This is a genomic window from Ornithinimicrobium faecis, from assembly GCF_023923225.1.
Classification (GTDB): domain Bacteria; phylum Actinomycetota; class Actinomycetes; order Actinomycetales; family Dermatophilaceae; genus Ornithinicoccus; species Ornithinicoccus faecis.
Genome location: NZ_CP099489.1, coordinates 1,763,809 through 1,788,210 on the forward strand (window position 1 = coordinate 1,763,809; position 24,402 = coordinate 1,788,210).

23 protein-coding genes are annotated in these 24,402 nt (G+C 68.7%); 7 read left to right on the forward strand and 16 right to left on the reverse strand.

All coding sequences use genetic code 11. The features are described from left to right. Positions 1-64 precede the first annotated feature (64 nt). Positions 65-1,489, reverse strand: coding sequence for a type I glutamate--ammonia ligase (glnA, locus tag NF556_RS08115; RefSeq protein WP_252595135.1), 1,425 nt, complete (start codon positions 1,487-1,489; stop codon positions 65-67). Positions 1,490-1,605: 116 nt separating this feature from the next. Between glnA and NF556_RS08120 the strand changes: the two genes are divergently transcribed. Continuing rightward, a complete protein-coding gene (locus NF556_RS08120; protein ID WP_252595136.1) occupies positions 1,606-2,040 on the forward strand; it encodes an RDD family protein in 435 nt (144 codons plus the stop codon). 5 nt (positions 2,041-2,045) lie between these two features. Continuing rightward, positions 2,046-3,773: an LTA synthase family protein gene (locus NF556_RS08125; RefSeq protein WP_252595137.1), complete on the forward strand. Its 1,728-nt coding sequence runs from the start codon at positions 2,046-2,048 to the stop codon at positions 3,771-3,773. Positions 3,774-3,813: 40 nt separating this feature from the next. On the opposite strand, the gene NF556_RS08130 is transcribed toward NF556_RS08125, so the two are convergent. From NF556_RS08130 to NF556_RS08155, 6 genes are all read right to left on the reverse strand, one after another. Further along, positions 3,814-5,181 (reverse strand): GNAT family N-acetyltransferase, encoded by a 1,368-nt coding sequence (locus NF556_RS08130; RefSeq protein ID WP_252595138.1) that lies wholly within the window; start codon positions 5,179-5,181, stop codon positions 3,814-3,816. A 118-nt stretch (positions 5,182-5,299) separates the two neighbouring features. Next, positions 5,300-6,085 carry a DUF4191 domain-containing protein gene (locus tag NF556_RS08135; RefSeq protein WP_252595139.1) on the reverse strand — a complete coding sequence of 262 codons (786 nt, stop codon included), beginning with the start codon at positions 6,083-6,085 and terminating at the stop codon, positions 5,300-5,302. A gap of 5 nt (positions 6,086-6,090) precedes the next feature. Then, complete coding sequence (lipA, locus tag NF556_RS08140; RefSeq protein WP_252595140.1) at positions 6,091-7,116, reverse strand: lipoyl synthase; 1,026 nt, start codon at positions 7,114-7,116, stop codon at positions 6,091-6,093. Positions 7,117-7,274: 158 nt separating this feature from the next. Further along, positions 7,275-8,435 (reverse strand): M14 family zinc carboxypeptidase, encoded by a 1,161-nt coding sequence (locus NF556_RS08145; protein ID WP_252595141.1) that lies wholly within the window; start codon positions 8,433-8,435, stop codon positions 7,275-7,277. A gap of 87 nt (positions 8,436-8,522) precedes the next feature. Further along, complete coding sequence (locus NF556_RS08150) at positions 8,523-9,848, reverse strand: ISL3-like element ISPfr2 family transposase (protein ID WP_252595142.1); 1,326 nt, start codon at positions 9,846-9,848, stop codon at positions 8,523-8,525. Positions 9,849-10,479: 631 nt separating this feature from the next. Next, a complete protein-coding gene (locus NF556_RS08155; RefSeq protein ID WP_003941073.1) occupies positions 10,480-10,791 on the reverse strand; it encodes a putative quinol monooxygenase in 312 nt (103 codons plus the stop codon). A gap of 108 nt (positions 10,792-10,899) precedes the next feature. Between NF556_RS08155 and NF556_RS08160 the strand changes: the two genes are divergently transcribed. The 4 genes from NF556_RS08160 to NF556_RS08175 all read left to right on the forward strand — a co-directional run bounded on the left by NF556_RS08160 (position 10,900) and on the right by NF556_RS08175 (position 14,524). Next, entirely contained in the window at positions 10,900-11,841 is a 942-nt protein-coding gene (locus NF556_RS08160; protein ID WP_003941078.1) for a GlxA family transcriptional regulator, read from the forward strand. Positions 11,842-12,350: 509 nt separating this feature from the next. Beyond that, complete coding sequence (locus tag NF556_RS08165) at positions 12,351-12,704, forward strand: GntR family transcriptional regulator (RefSeq protein ID WP_252595143.1); 354 nt, start codon at positions 12,351-12,353, stop codon at positions 12,702-12,704. Continuing rightward, positions 12,701-13,678, forward strand: coding sequence for an SdpI family protein (locus tag NF556_RS08170; RefSeq protein ID WP_252595144.1), 978 nt, complete (start codon positions 12,701-12,703; stop codon positions 13,676-13,678). Before NF556_RS08165 ends, NF556_RS08170 begins: the two co-directional genes overlap by 4 nt. 186 nt (positions 13,679-13,864) lie before the next feature. Further along, positions 13,865-14,524, forward strand: coding sequence for an NAD(P)H-binding protein (locus NF556_RS08175; RefSeq protein ID WP_252595145.1), 660 nt, complete (start codon positions 13,865-13,867; stop codon positions 14,522-14,524). Positions 14,525-14,556: 32 nt separating this feature from the next. Here the strand turns inward: NF556_RS08175 and NF556_RS08180 are convergent, their stop codons facing one another. The 5 genes from NF556_RS08180 to NF556_RS08200 are packed head-to-tail and all read right to left on the reverse strand — an operon-like array spanning position 14,557 to position 19,913. Continuing rightward, a complete protein-coding gene (locus NF556_RS08180) occupies positions 14,557-15,237 on the reverse strand; it encodes an ABC transporter ATP-binding protein (RefSeq protein ID WP_252595146.1) in 681 nt (226 codons plus the stop codon). Next, the gene (locus tag NF556_RS08185) at positions 15,237-16,268 is read right to left on the reverse strand and encodes an ABC transporter ATP-binding protein (RefSeq protein WP_252595147.1); all 1,032 of its coding nucleotides are present in this window, start codon (positions 16,266-16,268) and stop codon (positions 15,237-15,239) included. The genes NF556_RS08180 and NF556_RS08185 overlap by 1 nt, the downstream gene beginning before the upstream one ends. Further along, positions 16,265-17,251: an ABC transporter permease gene (locus tag NF556_RS08190; protein ID WP_252595148.1), complete on the reverse strand. Its 987-nt coding sequence runs from the start codon at positions 17,249-17,251 to the stop codon at positions 16,265-16,267. Before NF556_RS08190 ends, NF556_RS08185 begins: the two co-directional genes overlap by 4 nt. Further along, complete coding sequence (locus NF556_RS08195; RefSeq protein WP_252595149.1) at positions 17,244-18,269, reverse strand: ABC transporter permease; 1,026 nt, start codon at positions 18,267-18,269, stop codon at positions 17,244-17,246. The genes NF556_RS08190 and NF556_RS08195 overlap by 8 nt, the downstream gene beginning before the upstream one ends. A gap of 3 nt (positions 18,270-18,272) precedes the next feature. After that, on the reverse strand, positions 18,273-19,913 hold the full coding sequence (locus tag NF556_RS08200; protein WP_252595150.1) for an ABC transporter substrate-binding protein: 1,641 nt from the start codon (positions 19,911-19,913) through the stop codon (positions 18,273-18,275). A gap of 165 nt (positions 19,914-20,078) precedes the next feature. Here NF556_RS08200 and NF556_RS08205 point away from each other — a divergent pair, with 165 nt between their 5' ends. After that, positions 20,079-20,423: an ArsR/SmtB family transcription factor gene (locus NF556_RS08205; RefSeq protein ID WP_252595151.1), complete on the forward strand. Its 345-nt coding sequence runs from the start codon at positions 20,079-20,081 to the stop codon at positions 20,421-20,423. Between the two features lie 13 nt (positions 20,424-20,436). Here NF556_RS08205 and NF556_RS08210 read toward each other — a convergent pair whose 3' ends face one another. From NF556_RS08210 to lipB, 4 genes are all read right to left on the reverse strand, one after another. Next, on the reverse strand, positions 20,437-21,393 hold the full coding sequence (locus NF556_RS08210; protein ID WP_252595152.1) for an SGNH hydrolase domain-containing protein: 957 nt from the start codon (positions 21,391-21,393) through the stop codon (positions 20,437-20,439). Between the two features lie 161 nt (positions 21,394-21,554). Next, on the reverse strand, positions 21,555-22,559 hold the full coding sequence (locus tag NF556_RS08215; RefSeq protein ID WP_252595153.1) for a hypothetical protein: 1,005 nt from the start codon (positions 22,557-22,559) through the stop codon (positions 21,555-21,557). Continuing rightward, positions 22,556-23,644, reverse strand: a complete 1,089-nt coding sequence (locus NF556_RS08220) for an ABC transporter ATP-binding protein (protein WP_252595154.1) — start codon at positions 23,642-23,644, stop codon at positions 22,556-22,558. Before NF556_RS08220 ends, NF556_RS08215 begins: the two co-directional genes overlap by 4 nt. 42 nt (positions 23,645-23,686) lie before the next feature. After that, complete coding sequence (lipB, locus tag NF556_RS08225; RefSeq protein ID WP_256829681.1) at positions 23,687-24,349, reverse strand: lipoyl(octanoyl) transferase LipB; 663 nt, start codon at positions 24,347-24,349, stop codon at positions 23,687-23,689. Positions 24,350-24,402: the final 53 nt, after the last annotated feature.

Below are 24,402 nucleotides of genomic sequence, written 5' to 3' on the forward strand. Positions count from 1 at the left end.
TCCTCGGGCTACGGGCGGCACCGAGTTCGTCCCTCACTCTGTCCCGCCCGCTAGACGCCCTTCGTCACAGGTCGAAGTACATCTCAAACTCGTGCGGGTGCGGACGCAGACGGATCGGGTCGATCTCGTTCTTGCGCTTGTAGTCGATCCAGGTCGCGATGAGGTCCTCGGTGAACACGTCGCCCTCGGTGAGGTAGTCGTGGTCCTCCTCGAGCGCGACCAGCACCTCGGGCAGTGACGTCGGCAGCTGGGCGATGTCCTTGAGCTCCTCCGGGGGCAGCTCGTAGAGGTCCTTGTCCACCGGGTCCGGCGGCTCGATGCGGTTGCGGATGCCGTCCAGGCCGGCCATCAACTGCGCGGCGAAGCACAGGTAGGGGTTGGCCGAGGGGTCCGGCACGCGATACTCCACACGCTTGGCCTTGGGGGAGTTGCCGGTGATCGGGATGCGCACGCACGCCGAGCGGTTGCGGGCGGAGTAGACCAGGTTGATCGGGGCCTCGAAGCCCGGCACCAGACGGTGGTAGGAGTTCATTGAGGGGTTGGTGAACGCCAGCAGCGACGGGCCGTGGGAGAGCAGGCCGCCGATATACCAGCGCGCGACGTCGGACAGACCGCCATAGCCGCTCTCGTCGTAGAACAGCGGCTCCCCGTCCTTCCACAGCGACTGGTGGGTGTGCATGCCCGACCCGTTGTCACCGAAGAGTGGCTTGGGCATGAAGGTCGCCGTCTTGCCGGCGGCCCAGGCGGAGTTCTTGATGACGTACTTGAACTTCATCAGGTCATCACCGGAGTGCAGCAGGGTGTTGAACCGGTAGTTGATCTCCTGCTGGCCCGCGTTGCCGACCTCGTGGTGGGAGCGCTCGACATTGAGCCCGACCTGGGCCATCTCCAGGCACATCCGGTCACGGATGTCGGCGAAGTGGTCGACCGGCGGGACGGGGAAGTAGCCACCCTTGACGCGGGTCTTGTAGCCGCGGTTGCCGCCCTCCTCCGCACGGCCGCTGTTCCACGCGGCCTCGATGGAGTCGATGTGGTAGTAACCACCCGAGGGGCCGGTCGAGAAGCGCACGTCGTCGAAGACATAGAACTCGGCCTCCGCGCCGAAGAAGGCGGTGTCGGCGATGCCGGTCGAGCGGAGGTACTCCTCGGCCTTGGCCGCGATCTGGCGCGGGTCGCGCTCATACGGCTCGTCGGTGAACGGGTCGACGATCGCGAAGTTCATGATCAGCGTCTTCTCGACACGGTAGGGGTCGAGGTAGGCCGTCTTCGGGTCCGGGATCAGCTTCATGTCGGACTCGTGGATGGACTTGAAGCCCCGGATCGAGGACCCGTCGAACATCTGACCGGTCTCGAACGCCTCCTCGTCGAAGGACGCGGCGGGCACGTTGAAGTGCTGCATGACGCCGGGCAGGTCACAGAACCTGATGTCAATGAACTTGACGTCCTCGTCCTTGATGAAGGCGAGGACCTCCTCTGCAGTGGTGAACATCCATCCTCCTGATAGCCGCGCGGGTCGCGTCCCGCTCAGGAAAGACATTAGTTGCCGCCGGTTTCCTGACCGTGACCCCAATGTTTCGCGCGTGTTTCGCGGGTTAACCTGCTGGGGTGACAGCCTCAGCCTATCCGGGCGCCGAGCTGGGCCTCCCGGAGCGTGGGGCCGGCTCGCTCGCCACCTTCCCGCGGCGACTCGTCGCCGTCTTCATCGACTGGATCGCCTGCACTGCGATCGCGCTCGCCATCCTCGGTGTGCCGTGGGGGGGTCTGGCCGGCGTGGACACGCTGCTGCCGTTGGGGATCTTCTTCGCCGAGAACCTCCTGCTGGTCAGCACTGCCGGCACGACCCTGGGCCACGGCCTCCTGGGCATGCGGGTGCACCGGATCGAGGCCCTGCGAGCAGGACAACCCGGTATGCCGGGGCTCCGGTCAGGCCTGATCCGCGCGGCCCTGCTGTGCCTGCTGATCCCCGCCTTCATCATCAACCGGCACGGGCAGGGGCTGCACGACCGTGCGGCAGGAACCCTGCTGCTGCGCAGCCGGTAACGAAGATGCGCCTCGTCGCCCTGGTCGCCGCAGCCCTGGTCGCCAAGTCCATCGTGGTTGCCTGGACCATCCTGGGCGCGGACCCTTGGGTCGCCCTGGTGGCCGTCAGTGCCGTGCCGTTGATCGCACTGGTGCTCTGCCCAGCTGTGCTGCTGCGCGGCAGGGGACGCACGGCATACGTCATCGGGGCCGACGTGGTGGTGAGCCTGCTGCTCTTTGCCGACCTGCTCTCTGCCCGCGCCTCGGGGCGCCTGCTCAGCCTGCAACTGCTCAGTCAACCCAGTGGGTTCGAGGGCATGGGCTCCTCGGTGCTGGCGATGATGCGCTGGTGGGACGTGCTGCTGTTCGCCGACCTGCTGGTGCTGGGGGCGGTCGCGATCTCGGCCCGGCTGCGCGGCGCGCGACCACCCTGGTTCAGGGAGACGCCGGGGCCGGACGCTCCCCGTCGCCGGCAGGTTGCTCGCGTGCGGACGGTCGCGCTGATCGTGGTCGGGTGCCTGGCCGCCTTCGCCCTCCAGATCACGGCTCAGACGTCCGACCCGCAGTTTCGCGTGGTGGCGCTGTCGCCGCTGGGTGCGCACGCCTACGAGGGCTACACGGAGTTGGTGGACACTAATGCCGTGCTCAACGCGCAGGAGCGCGACCGGGTGGGCGACTGGTTCGCGGCCAACGCCCAGTTTCACCAGGCCTCGCCGGAGCACGAGGACCTCGTCGGCGTGCTCGAGGGCCGCGACATCTATGTCGTGCAGTTCGAGTCACTCGAGCAGGTGGCGATCGGCGCTGCGCCCTACGGTCAGGAGGTGACGCCGACGATCAACAGCTGGCTCGAGGAGAGCCTGGTCTTCGACCATGTGCTGGCCCAGGTGCGCGACGGCAGCAGCTCCGACGGTGAGTTGCTCATGCTGGCCGGGGTCTATCCGCTGGAGACCGGTGCGGCCTACCTGCGCTTCCCCGACAACGACGGTTACACCAGCCTCCCGCGGTTGCTGTCCACGCAGGGCTACGAGCCGATCGCGTTGCACAACGACACCGAGACCTTCTGGAACCGCGATCGCGTCTATCCCCACCTCGGCTTCGAGCGTTACATCGGGCAGGAGCACTTCGACGAGGGCACACCGCTGGGGCTCGGGCTGGCCGACACGGACCTGTTCGACCAGGCGCTGCGGGAGATCGACGAGATGGACGCCCCGCGCTTTGCGCACCTGATCACCACCACCTCGCACCTGCCGTGGGAGCTCCCCGAGGAGCTGCAGGAGCTGGATCTGCCCGGGGACGACGCGACGAGCAGCTATCTGCAGACCGTGCACTACACCGACGCGGCGCTGGGGGAGTTCGCGGCCGGGCTGGAGGAGCGCGGCCTGCTGGAGCAGTCAGCGATCGTGGTGGTCGGCGACCACGAGGGGCCGCACCGTTATGCGCCCGAGGACGAGCAGTGGATGGACGGCAACGCCGGTCGGGTGCCGTTCATCGTCTATGTGCCGGGGGAGGACGGCCGACGGATCTCCACCAGCGGTGGGCAGATCGACGTGCTGCCGACCCTGGCCCAGCTGGTCGGGATCAACAGCGAGCTGTATGCCGAGGGCGTGATGGGGCGGACCCTGCTCGGCTCCCACTCGGGGTCGGCTGTGACCCCGGACGGCGAGGTGCTCACCGGAGCGGACGGCATCGAGCAGTTGCAGTTGGCCTACGAGATCGCTGACCTGGCGATCAGCAGCGACTGGTTCGCGCAGTAGGGCGAGTGCGGGGCGCTCCTCGGACGCGCCCGGACCGACCTCACAGGAGGTGCCACACACGGAACCGGTCGAACGCGTGCCGACCCTGCTGCCCGTCGATCTCCCGCACTGCGGTCTGCAGCTCGGTCAGTGCGCTGGCCGGCATCTGCAGGGGTGGCTCGTCGGGGTGGTGGGTCGTCCCCATCGGATACTCCTGCCCAGCCGCCGACAACTCGATATGGCACCCCACGGCATACGAGATGGGGTGCTCCTGGGACCAGGTGACCAGTCGGTCCACCGACGCGACGAATGCCTCCCAGTCCTCGACGTAGAGCCGGCCCGGGTAGAGCGAGTCGCCGGTCAGCAGCAGGCCGGTGCGACGATCGTAGAAGGCGGTGGCGGACGGGTGGTGGCCGGGCGCAGGGATCACGTCCAGCACTCGCTCTCCCAGGTCCAGCTGCCGTGGCGTTGCCGGCCAGTCACCGAAGCCGTAATGGGCGAGGACCTCCGGCAGGGAGTGCCCGACCACAGTGGTGCGCGGACGATCCGCGAACTGTCCGTCCGCAGCGCGGTGGTCCCCGTGACCGTGGGTGTGTGCCACGAGCAGTTCGTGCGCGTGCGGGACGTCCCCTGACCACCAGCTGTCGATGAGCTCGTCCACCACCTGCCGCAGCGGGAAGTCCTCGGGGTCGGCCGTGGCGCCCGTGTCGATGAGGAGGGCGCGGGAGCGTCCGAGGATCAGGAACATGAACGGCGCCTCGAAGTGCACCGACTTGTTCTGCCTCAGCACCACCAGGTCGTCGGCGACCCAGTGGGTCTGGATCTTCGGTGCCGGGTCGTGCGCGGGCGAGGGGTGCCCGGCGTGCCAGGTCACAGACCAGTCGAGTGTGGTCGTCGCCCTGAGATCGCGACGGTAGTGCACCATCTCGACATCCTGACCCGACGGCGTGGTGCCCCGCCCCCGGCCGGTCTCCACGAAGCCGGAACGGCTCAGCACCGCCTGTGCTGCCGTGTTGTCGGGCACGGTGCGCGCCGTGAGGGCGTGCAGGCCGCTGGCTGTGGCGAACCGGGCGGAGAGCTGCAGGGCCGACCCGGCCACACCTCTGCCGCGCGACCTCGGGTGCAACCAGAAGCCCACCTCGGCCTCGTCCTGCGAGACGTCGAAGATGACCAGGCTGCCGGCGAACTCGTCGGTGCCGGCATCAGCGATGGTCAGCACGGCCAGGTCACCACGCTGCAGTCCCTCCCGCACGACGCCGTCGGCCATCGCGGCCACAGACTCCGGGGTGTACTCGGCCTCGGGTAGGTGTGCCCTGGCGCGGACCGCGGGGTCGGTGGTGCCCTCGGCATAGGCCGCGGCATCGGCCCGGGTCAGGGGACGCAGGCGGACCGTGCCGTCCTGCAGCGGGAGCCTGGTGATGTCGAGCATGGGTCACACGCTAGCCAGCGGCACCGCTGCGGAGCACGCCAATTTCCGGGTCAGGTCGCGGCGGGACGGGTGTGCCGCGGAGGACGGGTGTGCCGGGAGGAAGGGACCGGTAGCCGGGTCAGCGGCCGCGCAGGGCGCGCCGGTCCATGCGGGCCTTGCGCGGGTCAACACCGGCGGGCAGGGGCGGCCGCGCGGTGGCGCTGATCGCCTTGAGCCGCTTGTGCACGACCAGGGCCTCCTGCTTGGTGATGTTCTTGTCCAGCTTCTTCATGGTCTTCACGAGCTTGGACAGGCGCACCTCGTCCTCGCCGTGGCCGACGCGCAGCGCGTGGACCGGCACCTCGGGTCCGACGATGCGGGCGACCTTCTTGCGCTCGGTCTCGCTGAGGCGCTTGGCCGCGGCCTTGGGGCCCTCGCTGATCAGCACCACACCCGGCAGGCCGACGACGCGGAAGATCATGGCCGCGTTGTGCAGGTCACGCATGCCGCGGACCTTGCCACCAGCCTCGGCGGCGACCGGCTCCTCGTCGTAGTACCAGGTGCGCTTCAGGGTGCCCATCACCGCAGCGGTGGCGCCGGGCTGACCCTCGATCTGGCTGAACGCCGCCTGCTCGGCGCGCCGGGCCAGGATGAAGACGGCGGCCAGGATCGCCAGCGGCAGGCTGACGATCATGACGTAGACGATCATGTCGAGCCACAGGCCGATGAGCAGGCCCAGCAGCAGCACGGCCAGGGCCGCCAGCAGCATCCACCACATGGCCGCAGGGTCGTGCTTGCGGGTCATGCTCCAGACCTGCTTGAACTGCTGCCACCTCCCCGGGTTGTTGGGGTCCCTGGGCGGCTTGTTCTTGCGGCCGAACCGTCGCTTGCGCTTGGGCTCGGTCGAGTCGTTCGTGGTGGCCATAGGGATCAGGATACTTGGGTTGTGACCCTGGACAGCAGCGAGGAAGCCTCCTGCCGGGCAGGGTCGCTTGCTGCCTGGTCCAGGTGGGACAGGTGCTCGGGGATCGGGCGACCCCACTTGTGCATCGCCTGGGCATACAGGCGCCCCGCGCGATAGGAGCTGCGCACCAGCGGACCGGCCATGACGCCCTTGAATCCGATCTCTTCGGCGAGGTCGGACCAGTGCACGAACTCCTGCGGCTTGACCCACCGGTCGATCGGGTGGTGCATCTTGGAGGGGCGCAGATACTGCGTGATCGTCAGGATGTCGCAGCCGGCGTCGTGCAGGTCGTGCAGCGCCGTCTCGATCTCGTGGTCCTCCTCGCCCATGCCCAGGATCAGGTTGGACTTGGTGACCAGGTCTGCCTCGCGGGCCATGCTCAGCACGCTCAGCGACTTGTCGTAGGTGAAGGCCGGGCGGATCCGCTTGAACAGGCGCGGGACGGTCTCCAGGTTGTGCGCGAACACCTCGGGGCGGGCGTCGAAGACCTGGCTGACCAGCTCAGGAACCGCACCGAAGTCGGGCGGGAGGATCTCCACACCCGTGTTGGGGTTGAGCTGGTGGATCTGGCGAATCGTCTCGGCGAACAGGCTGGCGGCACCGTCGGGCTGGTCGTCGCGGGCGACGCCGGTGATGGTGGAGTAGCGCAGACCCATCTGCTGGACCGACTCGGCGACGCGGCGCGGCTCGTCCAGGTCGAGGTCGCGGGGCTTGCCGGTGGCGATGTCGCAGAAGTCGCAGCGGCGGGTGCAGATGTCGCCGCCGATGAGGAAGGTCGCCTCGCGGTCCTCCCAACACTCAAAGATGTTGGGACAGCCAGCTTCCTGGCAGACCGTGTGCAGGCCACCGGATTTCACCATGCTGTGGAGCTCTTGATATTCCGGCCCCATCTTGGCGGTGGTCCGGATCCACTCGGGTTTGCGCTCGATCGGGGTCTCGGCGTTGCGGGCCTCGACCCGGAGCATGCGACGACCCTCGGGTGCGACAGTCACTCGTTCCCCTTCTTTGCAAGCCAACAGGCTTGGAGACGATTGGTGCCACACAGCCTAGTCGCGGGGCGGGACAAGAGCGCGATCGGCCCTGTCCCGCCCCGCGACGGTTGACTGGACGGCGTCAAACGTATGCCGTCAGTTCGGTGAAGCGTGCGGCATCAGTCCTCGGGGTATGCCCGGTTCGGAATCGCCTGGTAGTCCTCCGGGTCGATGGAGCTGATGCTGTCGTCGGCCACGCTGTCCACGAGGCCGCCCAGGCCGATCTCGATCTGCTTGGTCAGCTTGCCGTTGCCCTTCGAGCCGTCGTACTGGGTCTGGCTGGAGGTCTCGAACAGCACCGTGGCGCTGCCGCGCAGGGCGAAGGAACCCAGCGCGGTGCCCGGCAGGTTGGTGTCCTGCGGATAGAGCGTCAGGTCGCCGAAGTCGGAGTTGCCGCGACCCTGCAGCGCGTCATAGACCGCGACGTTGGCGCGCCGCGAGGCGTCGTAGTCAAACTTGGGCCAGTCGCCGAACTCGGACGGGTCCGCGATGAACTTGCCGGAGATCGACAGCGGCGTGTGCTCGCCGGTGCCCTCCACGACATAGCAGTTCCACTGGTTGTGCAGGTCGACGAAGTAGTCCACGGTGCCGAACTCGTCCTCCAGCCCGGCATACAGGTCGCGCACGGACTGGGACTCGGGGGTCAGATACCACCCGGTGCCGGCGCTTGTCCCCGGGAAGTCCTCGGGGGCGGGCACATAGTCCAGATCCGGGTTGAAGTCGCGGTTCGTGTCGAAGCCCGGCACCGAGTCGCGGTAGTTCCACGCCGGCTCTGCGTCGGCCAGCTGCGGGAAGTCCGCGACGACCTCGTCCCAGGACATCGCGTTCTGACGGGTGTCGTTCTCACCACCGTCCACGTTGAGCCGCGGGACCGCGACGATCGTGACGTTCTCGCGCAGAGCCTTGGCTGCGGGCGTGTTGCCGCCCCACTGGGGGAGCAGGTTCAGCAGGGCCTCGGTGCCGTGGTTTTCGTTGCCGTGGATCTGGGACTCGACGAGGATCACGGTGTCGCCGTGACCGACCCGGGCCGAGAAGATGTCTCGGCCCTGGTTGCTCTGGCCGATGACCTCGACATCCACCGTCCCTCCGGTGGTCTGCTCGATCTTGTTGAGCTTCTTGGTGAGTTGCGCGTGGTTGACGAAGGCGTTGTTGTTGTTGCCCGCCTCGTCGCCACAGTGCGCGTTGCCGGGGGTGGCCTGCGCCGGGGCCGTCAGCAGGAGTGATCCGGCCAGCAGAGCGGCGCCGGTCGCGGCGAGAGTTTTCTTGGTGGACAGGGGCATGCGATGCGTCCTCACTGACGGGATTGGGGGTGCTCAGAACCCTGTCACCTGCACTGATGCGCCACCACCGGCCAGCGGTAAAACGGCTCATCCCAATCGGGGGTGTAGGAGTTGGGGTCTGAAGCCGCCGGTCTCGAGCAGGCTTCGGGCGATGTAGTTGGTCAGGTTGCGGAACCCGAGTGCGGAGCCGCGCAGGTGTTCGAGCCGTCCGTTGAGCGCCTCGGTCGGCCCGTTGCTGGTGCCGGGTCGTTCGAAGTAGGCGAGCACGTCAGCGGCTCGCTTCTTCAGGGTCCGGCCCAGGGTGGTGAGCTCGGTGAGCACCTTGGGGACGCCGGCGCTGAGGTCGGTGATCAGCTTCTCCATGAGCTCGCGGCCACGTTGCCGGTCCTCGTGGCGATAGGCGGCGATCATGCGCTGGTAGACACCCCAGGTCGCCTCGACCTCGACGTGAGCGTCATCAACGAACAGCGCGCGTAGCCTGTCGCTCTGCTTGTCGGTGAGCAGGTCCGCGCCGGTGTGCAGCGTGCGCCGCGACTTGTAGAGCGGGTCGTCCCTGAACCCACGGTGCCCGTGGATCGCGAGTTGGACCCGGCGCCGGCACCTGTCGAGGGCGTCACCGGCCAGGCGCACGACGTGGAAGGGATCCATCACCGTGACCGCGTCCGGGATCTCCTCTGCAGCGGCGGTCTTGAACCCGGTGAAGCCGTCCATCGCGACCACCTCGACCGTGTCACGGAAGGCGTCGTCGCGGTCGGCGAGCCAGGTCTTGAACGCCGCCTTCGACCGGCCCTCGACCAGGTCCAGCAGCCTTGCTGGGCCGGCGCCATCGCGGACCGGGGTGAGGTCGATGATCACGGTGACGTACTTGTCGCCACGCCTGGTGTGGCGCCAGACGTGCTCATCGACGCCAATGACCTTCACGCCCTCAAACCGCGTGGGGTCGTTGATCAGCAGCCGCTTGCCTTCAGCCAGGACCGCGTTGTTGGCGGTGTCCCACGCGACCCCGAGTCCCTCGGCGACACGGGCGACGGTGAGGTGTGCGACCACGATCCCTTCCAGCGCCCACCGCAGCCCGGTGCGCGAGAGCTTCGCGCGTGGCTCCGCCGCGGCGCTGGTGTCTTGGCGCCACACGTGTCCGCAGTCGGCACAGCGGTAGCGGCGCACTACAACTTCCAGCACGGTCGGTCGCCAGCCCAGCGGCTCGTGGGCCAACCGCCGGATCACGGTGTCACGAGCAGCGCCTTCGCTGCCGCACCGTCGGCACCACTGATCTGGTTCCACCACGCGGCACGCGAGGACCGCACGATCCGGTTCAAGTCGTTGTCCGGTCACGCTCAGACCGAGGCCGTCGAGTCGAGCGAAGGCGGTCAGGTCAGGGCGGCCGAAGCCGGCCGGCGGGGTAGCGTCGGACACGTCGAGGTCTTTCGGATGGATGGCGTAGGAACCTCCGTCGTCGGGAGACCTCGACGTCTATCTGCGGACCGACGCGCCCGGCCGACCTACACCGTCATCTGAGAAGACCCCTGAACGTCTTCGACGACGACGGGACCGGCGAGGAGGAGGGCGCGGTGAGCTAAAGGAATGGAGCTTGCTCGGCTTCGACGCCGCCGCAAGATCCGGTGAAACGGTCGGTACTGGTCGGTCGTCGTCGGTCACCACCGGATGGCGGCGTCCCCCACGCTCGGCGTTTGCGCAGGTCAGCGGCTCGTTCGCCCAGTGGGCGCATCAAGCGATAGACGCAAAGCCGACGTGATTAGGTCGTCGGTTCGATTCCGACAGGCGGCTCCGGCGAACAGCCCCTGACCTGCGGAAACGCAGGGCAGGGGCGGTTCGGTTCTGGTGGTCGCGCGATGCGCTGGCCTCACGGCTCTGCCCGACACCGACGTCGCTCTCCTCTGCGACGGACCCCTCGCCGGCTGAGCGCTCGTGGCCGGCATCCTGTCCGTGTGCCGATAGGCCTCGCACCGCTCGGCAACGCAGCGTGGCGTTGCGTCGCGACCTGGCGACGGCTCGGCGGAGCGCGATCGTCTCGTGCGTTGGCGGACTACGGGAGCTTGGACGCGAGGACGTCGGCCGCCAGGATCTCGGGTGCTGCGCCGAGGAGGTGCTGGTTGGCCATCAGGGCTGCGACGATGGCGCCGTTGGCGTGGGCGTCGCGAGCGGCCTCGTCGGGGAATGCATCGAAGATCCAGAAGGTGTCGGCGTGGGTCCTGACCGCGAACCAGACAATCGTTCCTACTTCTTCGTTGGCGAGCGCGACAGCGCCGGCGAGCAGATCGGCGAGCGCGTCGTGCTGTCCATCGGCCGCGACGATCTTGGCGACGAAGGCATACGGAAGTGATGCGGGTGTGGACATGAGGGGTTCTCCTAGGTGTCGAGGTTTCTTGGTGAAGCGAGTTCAGCGTATGACAAGCAAGGGCATGTGAGAAGTGGCGTATACGGCAGTATTGCTATTGTTCGCGCCATGCGTATCGGACTGATCGCGATCGACGGCTGCTTCGGTTCGGCTGTCGCGTCGGTCATCGACATCGTGCGGGTGGCCGACGGAGCCCGCGGCGATGTCGACCCGCGGATCGACCCGATCGAACTCGCCATCCTCGGACCGAAACGGAGAGTGACCACGACGGCATCGATGACCCTGTCGGTGGACCACCCGCTGTCGGAGTCCGCAGAGTTCGACGTGGTCGTCGTCCCTGCGCTTGGAACCCTCACGGCCGCCGCTACCAACGACGCCCTCCAGAGCCGAGATGCTCGTTCGGTCATCGCCTCGCTCGGGCGCCTCGACGACGCGACCACCCGGATCGCCGCGGCGTGCACCGGCGTGTTCGCTGTCGCCGAGACCGGACGGATGCATCATCGGCGGGCGACGACCAGCTGGTTCCTGGGGCCGGAGTTCCTGAAGCGCTATCCGACCGTCGCCCTCGATCTCGACACCATGGTCGTGGTCGACGGGAACCTCGTCACCGCCGGCGCCGCGTTCGCCCACATCGACCTCGCGCTCTCACTCGTGCGATCGATCAGCCCCGACCTGGCCCAACATGTCGCCAAGCTCCTCATCATCGACGAGCGTCCGTCGCAGGCGGCCTTCGTCGCCTACGAACATCTCCGGCACGAGGACCCGATCGTCGTCGAGTTCGAACGCTTCGTGCGCGCCCGCCTGGACGAACCGTTCAACGTCGCCTTCGTCGCGCAGTCGCTCGGCACCAGCCGGCGCACCCTCGAACGACGAGTCCGTGCGGCGCTCAACCTCACTCCGCTCGGCTTCGTCCAACGGCTTCGCATCGAACGAGCTCGGCACCTCTCAGCAACCACGGACCTCACCTCCGCCGAGATCGCGCTACGGGTCGGCTACGCGAACGCCGAGACTCTGCGCTCCCTCCTGCGTAGGGAGCGACGCCGTTCCTGACCTATCGCCATGCCTGTAGCCGGTGTCCTAGTGCTCGACTGGAACCACCTCTCAGCACGTCGCGTCGACGCTCCTGCGTCGCCCCTGGACGACCCACTCGACACGCCCGCAGCACAGGCCATGTGACGTGTCCCGGCTTCCCGGACGGTCGGGGTTGGGTGGCTGTGATGTCGCTGCGTTCTCGTCGAGGGGGTCAGCAGACTCGATCAGGGTCGATTGGGATGAGACGCGACGGCGGTCAGGTCAGGGCGGCCGAAGCCGGCCGGCGGGGTAGCGTCGGTCACGTCGAGGTCTTTCGGATGGATGGCGTAGGAACCTCCGTCGTCGGGAGACTCGACGTCTATCTGCGGACCGACGCGCCCGGCCGACCTACACCCTCATCTGGGAAGAGCCGGTAAAACCTTGGTCAGCGTTCTTGCCGTAAATGGTTGGGAAACCTCAATCAGATCGGTGGTGGGCTACCTGAAGATCAAATTGTTATAGAGCAACTATAACTATAGGATCAGCGTGTGCTGATTCGCATCGACCCCCGGGCGAGCGAGCCGATCTACACCCAGATCGAGCTCGAGGTCCGGCGAGCGATTGCGAGCGGCGAGGTCAGCGAGGGCGACCGGCTGCCGGCCGCACGCGACCTGGCCTCCTCGCTGGATGTCAACATGCACACGGTTCTGCGGGCCTACACCGAGCTCCGAGAGGCCGGTGTGATCGACCTGCGCCGGGGACGCGGCGCGGTCGTCCTGCAGCAGGAGCCGACCGTCCCCGAGATGGGCCACGCGGTCAGGCACCTGCTCGACGTCGCGCGGCGTCACGGCATACCGCTGTCCCAACTGCACCAAGCCCTCGATGAAGGAGCACAGCGATGACGATCCCGTCCACCACAGAGCGACGGGTCCGCCGTGCTCACCTGGCCACAACCGTCCTGGTCACCGCCATCTGCGGCGTGGCCCTGCTCGTCACCATGCTGGTCGTCGCCGGCGACCTGCCGGACCGGCTGGCCACGCACTTCGACCAGTCCGGCACAGCCAACGACGACCTGTCCCGCGGGATGGCCCTGACGATGTTTGGTCTCGTCGGGGTCGGGCTGCCCGCGCTGCTCATCGCAGTGTTCGCGGCCACCGAGTGGTGGCGGGGCGAGGGAGCGCGTGCGTTCAGCGGCTTCCTGGCCGGTCTGCCCGTCGGCCTGAGCACGCTCTTTGCCGGGCTCGTCCTGGCCAACCGCGGTGCCGGTGCCCCGGACCAGGTGCGGCTGTCGCCGTGGGTGATCCTGCCCGCGTTGGGCCTCGCCGTCGTGGTGGGTGTGGTCGTGGCTCTCCTGGTGCCCCGTGGCCTGCCACGGCCCGCCCCGGAGACGGTCACGCCCGTCGTCCTCGCGCCCACCGAGCGTGCGTCGTGGTTCGGTCGCGTCGAGATGGGCCGGCTGCCGATGGTGGCGATGGTCGCCGGGGTGCTGGTGATGGTGTTCGCCACCCTGGTCAGCGGCCTGTGGTGGCTCTGGCTCGTCACGGCCCTGGTGGTGCTGCCGATTGTGGCGGTGACCAGCTTCGTGGTCACGGTCGACAGGTCAGGGGTGACGTGGCGCTCCGCGCTTGGTCTGCCCCGCGGGCACCTCCCGCTGGAGCGGATCACCGACGCTGGCGTCGTCGACGTCTCCCCGGCCGAGTTCGGGGGCCTCGGGCTCCGGATGAAGCCGGGCGCCCTGGGCCTCGTCACCCGCAGCGGCAGCGCCCTGCAGGTCACGCACGGCAAGAAGCGATTCGTCGCCACGGTGGACGACCCGGCGACCGGTGCCGGCCTGCTGCTGGGCTATCTGCAGGCCGGTGACCGCACCACGCGATGATCTCCACAGAGTCTGAGACCTGGTCATGGCAGAACGGTTCGTGGCAGAACAGTTCGTGTCGGGGGCGTCAGCTCAGTGGCCCCCTCGACACGCGGCTGACCAGCGCAGACGTGATGTGCGGGAACAGGCATCCCGGTGATCCGGTTGTCGCCAGGGAACCACCCACCGACTTTTTGGAGGTTGACCATGCGCAAGATCGCGATCATCGGAGGCCACGGCAAGGTTGCACTGCACCTGGCCCGACAGCTCAGTGAGCGGGGTGATGAGGTGACCTCGTTCTTCCGCAACCCGGACCACAGCGCGGACGTCTCCGAGACCGGTGCCAAGGCTGTTGTCCTCGACATCGAGCAGGCCGACGTGGACTCCCTGGCTCAGGTGCTCTCCGGCCACGACGCGGTCGTCTGGTCGGCAGGTGCTGGTGGCGGCAACCCCGACCGCACCCGGGCTGTCGACCGGGACGCCGCGATCGCGTCGATGGACGCCGCGGCCAAGGCCGGTGTGTTCCGCTACGTGATGGTGTCCTACCGCGGGGCGGGCAAGGACGAGACTCCGGCCGACAGCCCCTTCAAGGCGTATGCCGACGCGAAGGCCGCCGCCGACGCTCACCTGAGGTCTTCTGGACTGCAGTGGACGATCGTGGCGCCGGGCGGACTGGACCTTGAGCCCGGTGTCGGGACCATCCATGTGGACCGCGACTACGACCGGTCCAATGACAAGACCAGCGTCTCGCGTGAGGACGTTGCGGCCGTGGTGGCGGCCACACTCGCCGACGAGACGACGATCGGCAGCACCATCGAGTTCGTCGGCGGCGGCACGCCCATCGCCGAGGCGATCACCGCGAGCTGACGGAGGCGATTACCGCAGGCAGACTGAGGCGATCACCGCGAGCTGACGGCAGGGGTCGCGAGGTCGCTCACGCTGGAGGTCGCGTCGCAGGTGATGTCCAGCAGGGCGCGATCGTGCGAGGCCAGCAGCACAGCGGCCCCGGACTCGGCGTGCTCGCGCAGCAGGTGCATGATCACGGCCGTCGTCGGGGCGTCGAGCATCGCCGTCGGCTCGTCGCAGAGCAGCACGCGAGGATCCAGGGCGAGGGCACGTGCCAGGCAGGCGCGTTGGAGCTGGCCGTCCGAGACCTGGTGGGGGAGCCGGTCGAGCAGATCAGCCGACAGCTGGACGCGGTCGGCCAGCTCCTCCACCTGCTCGCTCGGCCGCGGACGCAAGAACCCGCGGTCGTGCGAGAGGGGAGCGGCGATGATCCGGCGCAGCGTCAACCGGCCGTCGGTCGAGGCGCGTGGCGACTGGAAGACGATCCCGAGCATGCGGCGCATCTCGCGCGGCACGCGATAACCAGTGCCCCGTGGTGTGACCCCGTCAATCTGCACGCTCCCGCGCTCGGTGGGCAGCAGCAAGGCGGCAGTCTTCAGCAGCGTGGTCTTGCCCGTGCCGGACGGGGCGTGGACCCCGACGAGATCTCCGGCAGCGACGGTCAGGCTGAGGTCGCGCAGGACGGGGTGTTCTTCCCCGGGATAGCGCACGGTGATGTCGTCGAGGCGCAGCATCACGACACCACGTCACAGGCGGCGAGGTGATCGACGCCCGCCGAGCGCAGTGGGGCCCCGTCGCACGGGACACCGATCCGGGCGTGCCACAGGCAGACCTGTGGGTCCGGGTCGACCAGTGACGACGGCGTGCCCTGCGGTGGCACCAGCCCGTTCTCGGGGAGCGCCGCCAGGAGCGCACGGGTGTAGTCGTGGGCGGGGTCGCGCAGCACGACGGGGGCGGGTCCGACCTCCAGGATCTGCCCGGCATACATCACCGCCACCCGGTCGGCGATGCCGCGCGCGGCGACGAGGTCGTGGGTGATCAGGACGACCGCCGCGCCACGATCAGCCTGCGCCCGCAGCCGCTCCCGGACGAGCGCCGCGCTGCGGGCATCGAGGGCTGACGTCGGCTCGTCCGCCACCAGGACCGACGGCTCCAGCGCGCAGGTCAGCGCGACGAGCACCCGCTGCGCCATGCCACCGGACACCTCATGGGGATAACGCTGCCGCGTGTCTGGGGGCAGTTCGACACTGCGCAGCAGGTCGATGACGTCAGCTGCGGCGGCAGGGAGGCCGTGGAAGGCCAACGACTCGGCGAGCGTCGAGCCGATCGTGCGGACCGGTGTGAGGTGGGTGGCTGCGGACTGTGGCACCAGCCCGACCGCGCGCCCCCTGATGGCGGCGAGTTCCCGCTCGGTGGCGCCCAGCACGTCGACGCCGTCAGCGAGGATCGAGCCGCTGGTCTGACTGCTGGCAGGCAACAGGCCGGTTGCGGCCAGGGCCAGCACCGACTTGCCGCAACCTGACTCACCGACGATCGCGGTGATCGCCCCGGCGGGGAAGGACAGGGTGATGTCCCGGGCCGGATAGACCCAGCGCCGCGGCGTGCCGGGCAACGGGATGCGGATCGACACGTCGACGAGGTCCAGCCCGGTGGTCGGCGAACTTGCGGTCGCAGTCGCTGCCGCGGTAGCAGTCGTGGTCGCAGTCGCAGTCGCAGTCGCAGTGGTCGTGGACGTTGCGGTGGCGTGCGTGGTCCTGGCGCTCATCGGGTCACCTGTGCCTCAATCGCGCGCTTCGGGATCGACCGCTCGCGCAGTGCCCCGCCGAGGCCCGCGACGGCCAGACAGGCCACGGTGAGCAGCAGCGCCGGGAAGCCCAGCATCCACCAGCCACCACCGAGGATCCCCTCGCGCGCGTCCTCGAGCACGGTGCCGAGGGACGGCTCGTTCGGTGGCAGACCCACCCCGAGGAAGGACAGCGTGCTCTCGTGCCAGATGGCGTGGGGCAGTGTCAGCACGACGGCGATCAGGGCCTGTGGCACAACGGCGGGGATCAGGTGGGTGGCCCAGACCTGCCTGCGGGAGGCGCCGGAGACGACCGCTGCGTCGACGTGCTCCCGGTTGCGCAGCGAGAGGATCTCGGAGCGCACGATCCGGGCGATCTGGGTCCAGTGCGTCAGGCCGATCGAGGCGACGATCGCCCACCACTGACCGCGCCACAGCGAGGCGATCACGACGCCGAGCAGCAGGTGCGGCACCGCGTTGACCGCGTCCACTGAGCGCATCACGAGCTTGTCGACCCATCCGCCGAAGACGGCGGCGAAGGTGCCCACCAGGACACCGAGGACCGTGGAGATGACCGCCGCCACCGCCGCGAGCAGCAGCGAGATCCGCAGTGCCTGAGCCGAACGCACGAACAGGTCCCGGCCCATCAGGTCGGTGCCCATCAGGTGCTCGGCGGACGGCGGCTGCAGATAGCCCTCCAGGTCCACCACGCGTGCGTCGACCTGGGCGATGGCCGGCACGATGAGGCAATAGAGGGCGAGGACGACGAGCGTGGCCAGGCAGGCCACGACCGTCCGGCGCCCCGTTGGCCGCTTCGCCCGGCGACCCCGCGGCCAGCTCGGGACCGTCCGCCAGGTGCGCTCGCCAAATACCTGGCTGGTGCGCTCGCCAGTTGCCCGGCCGGTGGGCTCACCAGCGGTCTTTCGGCTGCGTCTGCTGGCCGGGCGGGCGGGTGTGTCAAGCATCGTCAACCCTCGGATCAATCAGGACATAGAGCACGTCGGCGATCAACGAGCCCAGGAGCACGGCCAGGCAGGTGAGCACCGTGACCGCCGCCAGCAGCGGGAAGTCACCGCTGACCGCAGCGTCGACAACAGCCGAGGCGAGACCTGGCCACGCAAACACCGTCTCGACGAGCACCGCTCCGGTCACCAGCTCGGGGAGGCGGGCGCCGATGACGGTGACGAACGGCAGCAGTGCGCCGGGCAGGGCGTGCCGCCAGATGATCGTGCGCTCCGGGAGCCCACGAGAGCGGGCCGCAGTCACGTGGTCCTCGGTGAGGGCGGTCAGGACGGAGGTGCGGATGTTGAGCAGCAGCCACGGGACCTGCGACAGCGCGAGGACGGTGGCCGGCAGGACCAGGTGGGTGGCGATGGAGCTCCAGGTTGGCTCGGCGCCGCCGCGCGAGACTCCGGCAACGGGCAGCCAGCCCAGGGCCAGCGAGAAGACAGCGATCGCGCCGAGCGCGACGACGAAGGCGGGCATGCCCTGCGCGACGTGCGCCAAACCGGTGGCGAACCGGTCGATCAACGATCCGGGCCGTTGGGCCGCGGCCACCCCCAGCACCAGGGAGACCACGATGGCAATGACGACGCCCACGCCGGCGAGGAGCAGTGTCCACGGCAGCCGCTCAACGAGGACCTCAGAGACCGGCCGCGACATCGACCGCGAGAAGCCCCAGTCCCAGTGCAGCAGGACGTCCTGGACCCATCGCCCCCAGATCGCGATCCAGGAGTCGTTGATGCCGAGCTGCTCGGCCAGGGCGGCCCGCTCCTGCTCACTGGCGCGCTCGAAGCGTGGGCCCAGATAGGCGGCGAGCGGGTTGAACGGAGCCACCGACGCCAACCAGAAGACCAGCATCGAGACCAGCGTGGTGATCGGCAACGCGATCAGGGCACGCCATCCCGCGAGGCGCGCGGCCTTGCCCCACCTGGTGCGGGTGGGTTGCCGATCTGTTGTGGGGGAGGTGGCGAGCTCTGTCATGGGCTAGGCCCGAGGTGTCCACTTCTCGACGTTGACCCAGGGGCCCCACGCCGTGCCGTGCTCGTGGGGCTCCAGCACCGTCGGCGTGCCCTCCCACGCATCGGTCACCGACTTCAGTTGCACGTAGGTGTGATCCAGGAAGACCAGGACCACCATCGACGGGTCGGCCAGATAGAGGTCCTGGACCTCCCGATAGGCCGCAACGCGATCCTGGGTCGTCAACGAGGTGCGACCACGGTCGAGGGCGGCATCCATCTCGGGGCTGGCGTATTCGCTGGGGTTGTCGTAGTAGATCCCGGCGGCTGGATAGGAGGAGTGCAGCATCACGTAGAGCTGGGAGTCCACGTCGTAGGGGGTGTCGCCACCGCCGAGCATCACCGGGTCGGTGTGGATGCGTGGCTCGAGAACGTCCCAGCCCACTCCCTCGACCGTGACATCGAAGCCGGCCTTGAGGGCCTCGGACGCGAAGGCCGCCGACAGGTCGCGACGCAGCCGGTCGTCGGGGTTGTACATGATCGTGAACGCCGCGCGCACGCCATCCTTGCTGCGGATGCCGTCGTCCCCCTCGACCCAGCCCGCCTCCGTGAGAAGCGATTTCGCCTGCTCCAGGTCATAGGGGAAGACCGCGTCCGGCGAGTAGAAGTCGGCATACTGCGGCGGGACGAAGGTCGAGGCAGCGCGGCCATAACCCATCAGCACGCTGTCGACCAGGCCCTGGCGGTCCACCGCGAGGTTCAGGGCCATCCGGACCGCCGGGTCGGCGGTGACCGGGTTGTCCGACGGCAGCGAGATCCCGCGCCAGTCGGCCGAGGTCGCCGAGATGACGTCGACGTCCTGGGAGTCCTGGAAGGTCACTGCGAGGCGCGGCGGCAGCACGGACCCGTCGAACTCGCCGGCGGTCATCTGCTGGGCGCGCGTGTTGTCATCGGGCGTCATGACATAGGTGACCTTGGTGAGCGCCGGAGCACCGTCCCGGAACCTGCTGTTGGCGGCATAGACCAGCTTGCCGTCGCCGAAGGACTCCACGACATACGGGCCGGTCCCGATCGGCTCCTGGTTGAGGACGGACTCGGAGACCAGCTGTCCCGGCACGATCAGGCTGGCCGGCGCGATGCCCACGAGCAGCTTCGTGGGGAAGGCGACATAGGGAATCTTCAGGGAGAACACGACGGTCTCGGGGTCGGGAGCGCTGACCTCGGCCAGCATCGAGAGGTCGCCGGCGATCGGGGAGGCCGTCGCTGGGTCGATGATGGCCGCGTAGGTGGCGACGACATCCTCGGCGGTCAGGGGCGTGCCGTCGGAGAAGGTGACATCCGAGCGCACCGCCACCGTCCAGGTCATGGCGTCCTCGGACGGCTCGGGGGCACTCGCGGCCAACTGGGGGATCAGGTCTGGCAGCTCGGCTCCCTTGGCCCGCAGGGTGAGCAGGCCCTCATTGATCTTGCCCATGCCGTTGTTGTCGGTGCCCGCGATGGGGTTCAGGGTTTCGGGGAGCAGGGCGGTGACCAGGGCCAACGAGGTGGAGGCGGTGGCGCCGGTGCCGGTGCGTTCAGCGCCTGGGGCCTGCGGTGCGGAGCAGCCGGCGGCTGCGAGCGCGGCGCCCGCCGAGCCGAGGAGGAACAGGCGCCTGCTGAGCTGGACCACGGGGAAGCCTTTGCGATGGGGGACATCTGGGCGGTCCTCACGCTAACCCACATGTGTGCCGCTAGACAGATATCTGGGGCACTGTTCACTCAACGCAAGGACGATGTGAGTCAGGTGTTCAGATGCGACGCGGTTGTTCACCGGCGGCGCTAGGGTGGCGGCATTGTGGACAGCAACACGCCGGGTGAGATCGCCGCGAGCGCGGTCGAGCACAGCCGTGCCGCGATGAGCGAGTGGGTCAGCACGTTCGAGCTGTTCGCTGACCCCACGCGGCTGAAGATCATGGTGGCCGTCCACGCGGCTCCGGAGGCGTCGGTGTCCGAGATCGCGGCGGCCACGGGGATCTCCGCCAACACCGTCACCCAGGCGCTGACCACGCTCCAGAACGCGAGCGTCGTCTCGTCCCGCAAGGACGGTCGTTATCGGCGTTGGCGACTCACGGACGACGCGGCCCACCAGGTGCTGCACCACATGAACGCGCCGCACACGCCGCTGCACCCGGACCACTGAGCAGGCCCCACCGCTAGGGACCCGTCTCGGTGACCCCGTCCTGGTGCAGCGCAGCGTGCAGCGGGTTGGTCATCGAGTGCGTCCACTCGTTGGTCAGGTGGGCCCCGTTGCGCCAGGGGACGACCCGTCCGATCACCGCGGGACAGCGCGGGGCAACGGTCGAGTCGGGCGGGCACATCCAGTCCTGCAACGGGACGTAGTGAAAATCGTCCAGGCCGGTGTCGACCAGCTGCATGGCCCGGTTGCCCTGATCGGTCTCACTGCCCTTGCCGTAGTGGCACGTCGTGTAGTCACCGGTGTAGTCGTCGAACTGGATGTCGCGCACGCACCAGGCGGCCTTGGTCAGGCCGGGGCCCTCCTCGGCGAACGTGCCGCTGGAGTTCCAGATGCCCACCACGTCTTCCACGCCCCGGGCGATCAGGTCGCGATAGACCCGGGTCAGGTGTGGTCCCGCGGAGGGGTCGTAGTGCGAGGTGAGGATGATGTCGGGGACGTCCTGGCGCAGCAGTTCCAGCACCTTGGTGTTGAAGCGGTCGCACTCCGGATAGGGGCTGGGGTTGGTGATCGCACGCCCCGGCTGGAAGTCGCACCAGGTCTTCGTGTGGATCGTGACTGCCCAGTCCTCGCGGTCCGCGATCTCCAGGATGGCTGGCATCCACTGCCCGGCATAGCTCGAGCCGAGCACGACCACGTCAGTGCTGCCCTCGGGGTTGATCACGCAACCGATGGGTGTGCTGTCGGCCTGAGCGGTGACGTGGCAGCCCCAGTCGTAGTAATCCGGGTCCTCGTTGACCTCGGACAGCGGCCAGCTGATGCCGGTCGGCGTCTGGGTGTCGGGGCCGGTCTGCGGGTCGAGCCAGCTGTCGCCGCGCACGGTGTTGGTGCCGTGCGTGAACGGGTCGAACTCCTCGTCCTGCGCGCTCGCGGGCCACGCGCTCATCGCCAGCGCCCCCACGGCGATCGCCGTCATGGCATGTCTGATCCTCATACCGGACGCCCTCCCATTCGTCTGGTCCGTGTGCCGTTCGACCGTAACCCGTCGACACCGACCCGTCGAGGCCAGCCGTCGAGACCAGCCGCAGAGGTGAGCCGGCGTGACCACGGCGGCCACACGGCATACGGCAGGGTGCGTCAGGACACGTCGCGGCGCCGGAAGACCAACCAGGACACCACGATCACCACCAGGGAGACCACCCCCAGGACCACGGCACCGTGCTCCAGCGAGATGTGCGTGACGACCTCGCGGCACTCGCCACTGAAGCCGTCGTCGCACACATAGTTTCGGATCTCGGTGCCGTCGTTGACCCAGGCCGTGAGGTTCTCGCTGAGCAGGTATTTGACCTTGTCCGGGAAGAGGCCGCGCACCATGCTCTCGACGACGAGCACATAGCCGGCCGCGATGCCCAGCACCGCTCCGGTGTGCCGCACCAGCAGGCCCGCGGCCGCACCGACCATGCCGAGGACCACCGCCAGGGTCATGACGCGCGCACTCATCCAGCCGATCTCGGCCCACTGCGCTGCGGTCACCGCGTCGTCGACGCCGCGGATCCGATAGAGCAGCGGGATCCCGCCCAGGATGAGCGCCAGCAGCACCGCGGTGATCGGGATCGCGATCAGACCGGAGGCCAGCACCTTGCTGCCGAACACCCGGTCCCGGCGCGGCTCAAAGGTCAGCCAGGTCCCCAGCGTCCGGTGCGACAGCTCGGCGGCCGTGGCGGTCGAGCCGCCCAGCAGGACGAGCAGGAAGACCAGGACACCGGTCTGCAGCAGCTGGGTCTGATAGAGCGCGGCCATCGAGGGCGGCTCATAGCCGGCGAGCACGTCCTCGAGCACCGGCTCGGGCCACTCGCAGCCGAACTCGATGCTGTCGTCGCCCATCCGCTCGCGCTCGTCTGCCTGGTCATCCAGGCACTGCGCGACGGCCTCCTCGTCATAGAACTCCTGCTGCGACTCCCAGTCATCGTGCATCAGCTCGAACTGTGCACGGGCGTCGTCCTCGAAGGCGCTCTGCGGCTGGACCGACTGCCACAGCCCCCAGAAGGTGACGGCCATGACGGCCAGGATCGCCAGCACCGACAGGTGGACGATCTTGCGGGAGAGGATGCGTCGCAGCTCGACGCGGGTCAGCTGGGTCATCGCTGCCCCTCCTCGTCCGCGGACTGAGCCGTATGCCGTGCGCTCGGTGGGGGTGGAAAGTCGCCACCCCGTGCGCTCGGTGGGGGTGGAAAGTCGCCATCTGGTGCGCTCGGTCGAGAAGGGGAGGTGGGGGAGGTTGCGGGGGAGGCGCCGAGTTGGTCGTCCTGGGTGAGCTGGAGGAAGACCGACTCCAGGTCGCGGCGGACGGGCAGCAGCCGGCTGACATACAGGCCCTGGGCAGCCAGGGCGCGGGTGACGTCGGAGGGTTTGTCGGCGCCGGTGACACGCAGCCCGTCCTCGGTGAGCTCGGCGCCCATCCCGACCCGGCGCAGCACCGCGACCGCGGCCTCGGGGCTGTCGATGCCGACATCCACGCTGGCCGCTCCCGCCTGCTCGTTGATCAGCGACGCCACGGATCCCTGGGCCACGACCCGGCCACGGCCGATGATCGAGACGGTGTCGGCGATCTGCTCGATCTCGGAGAGGATGTGGCTGCTCACCAGGACGGTGCGGCCGTTGGTGCCCAGGTTGCGCATCGTCTCGCGGATCTCCCGGATGCCGGCCGGGTCCAGGCCGTTCGTCGGCTCGTCAAAGATCAGCAGGTCCGGCGACTTCAGCAGCGTCGCCGCGATCGCCAGGCGCTGGCGCATGCCGAGGGAGTAACCCCCGAACTTGTCGTCGCCGCGGTCCCGGAGCCCGACCTCCTCGAGCACCTCATCGACCCGTCGCTGGTCGGTGCCGATGGCGTCGGCCAGCAGGCTCAGGCTCCGGCGGCCGCTGAAGCTCGGATAGAACTTGGGGCTCTCCACGATCGCACCGACCCGGGCAATGACCTGCGGGAGGCGTTGCGGCACAGGCTGTCCGAAGATGTGCATCGTGCCCGCGTCGGCGCGCAGCAACCCCAGCAGCATGCGGATCGTGGTGGTCTTGCCCGACCCGTTGGGGCCCAGGAAACCGTGCACACCCCCGCTGGGCACGTCCAGGTCCAGACCGTGGATCGCGACCCGCCGACCGCGGATCCCAGCGAAGGTCTTGCGCAACCCTCGCGTCGCAATGGCGAGACCCTCATCGGCAACCTGCTCCACGGCATACTCCCCTCGGCCCTGGGCCGCACGGGGAGGGCCGGGTCAGGCCATTGTGGTGGCTGGTGCCGCCGCCGTGATGCCCGACACGCGGGCCTCAATCAGCGGAAGCACGTCCTGCACCGTGACGGGGCGGCCGAGCTCGACGCTCAGCGAGGTGATCCCGGCGTCGGGGATGCCGCACGGGACGATCGGGTCGGCCCAGGCCAGGTCACAGTCCGCGTTGAAGGAGAAACCGTGCATCGTCACGTCGTGGCTGACCCGGATGCCGATCGCGCCGATCTTGCGGTCGGGCCCGCGCTCGTCAGCCAGCACCCACACGCCGCTGCGTCCCTCGACGCGGGTGGTCTCCACGCCGAGCTCGGTGCACACGTCGATGAGCAGCTGCTCGAGGCGGCGCACGTGGGCGACGACGTCGACGGGGTTGGGCAGGCGCACGATCGGATAGCCGACCAGCTGGCCCGGCCCGTGCCAGGTGATCTTGCCGCCGCGGTCGACGTCGATGACCGGCGTGCCGTCGCTCGGGCGCTCGTGGTCCTCGGTGCGCTTGCCCGCGGTGTAGACCGCCGCGTGCTCCAGCAGCAGCAGCGTGTCGGGCAGCTCGCCGCTGACGACCTGGGCGTGCACTTCTCGCTGGTGGTCCCACGCCTGCTGATAGTCGACGTAGTCCGGCCCGAATCCGACGTGCTCGATGCGCATGTCTGCCACTCTACGCCGACGGGTTTCGTCGATCCCGGGTGCTTGCTGGTCGTGTGGCTGGT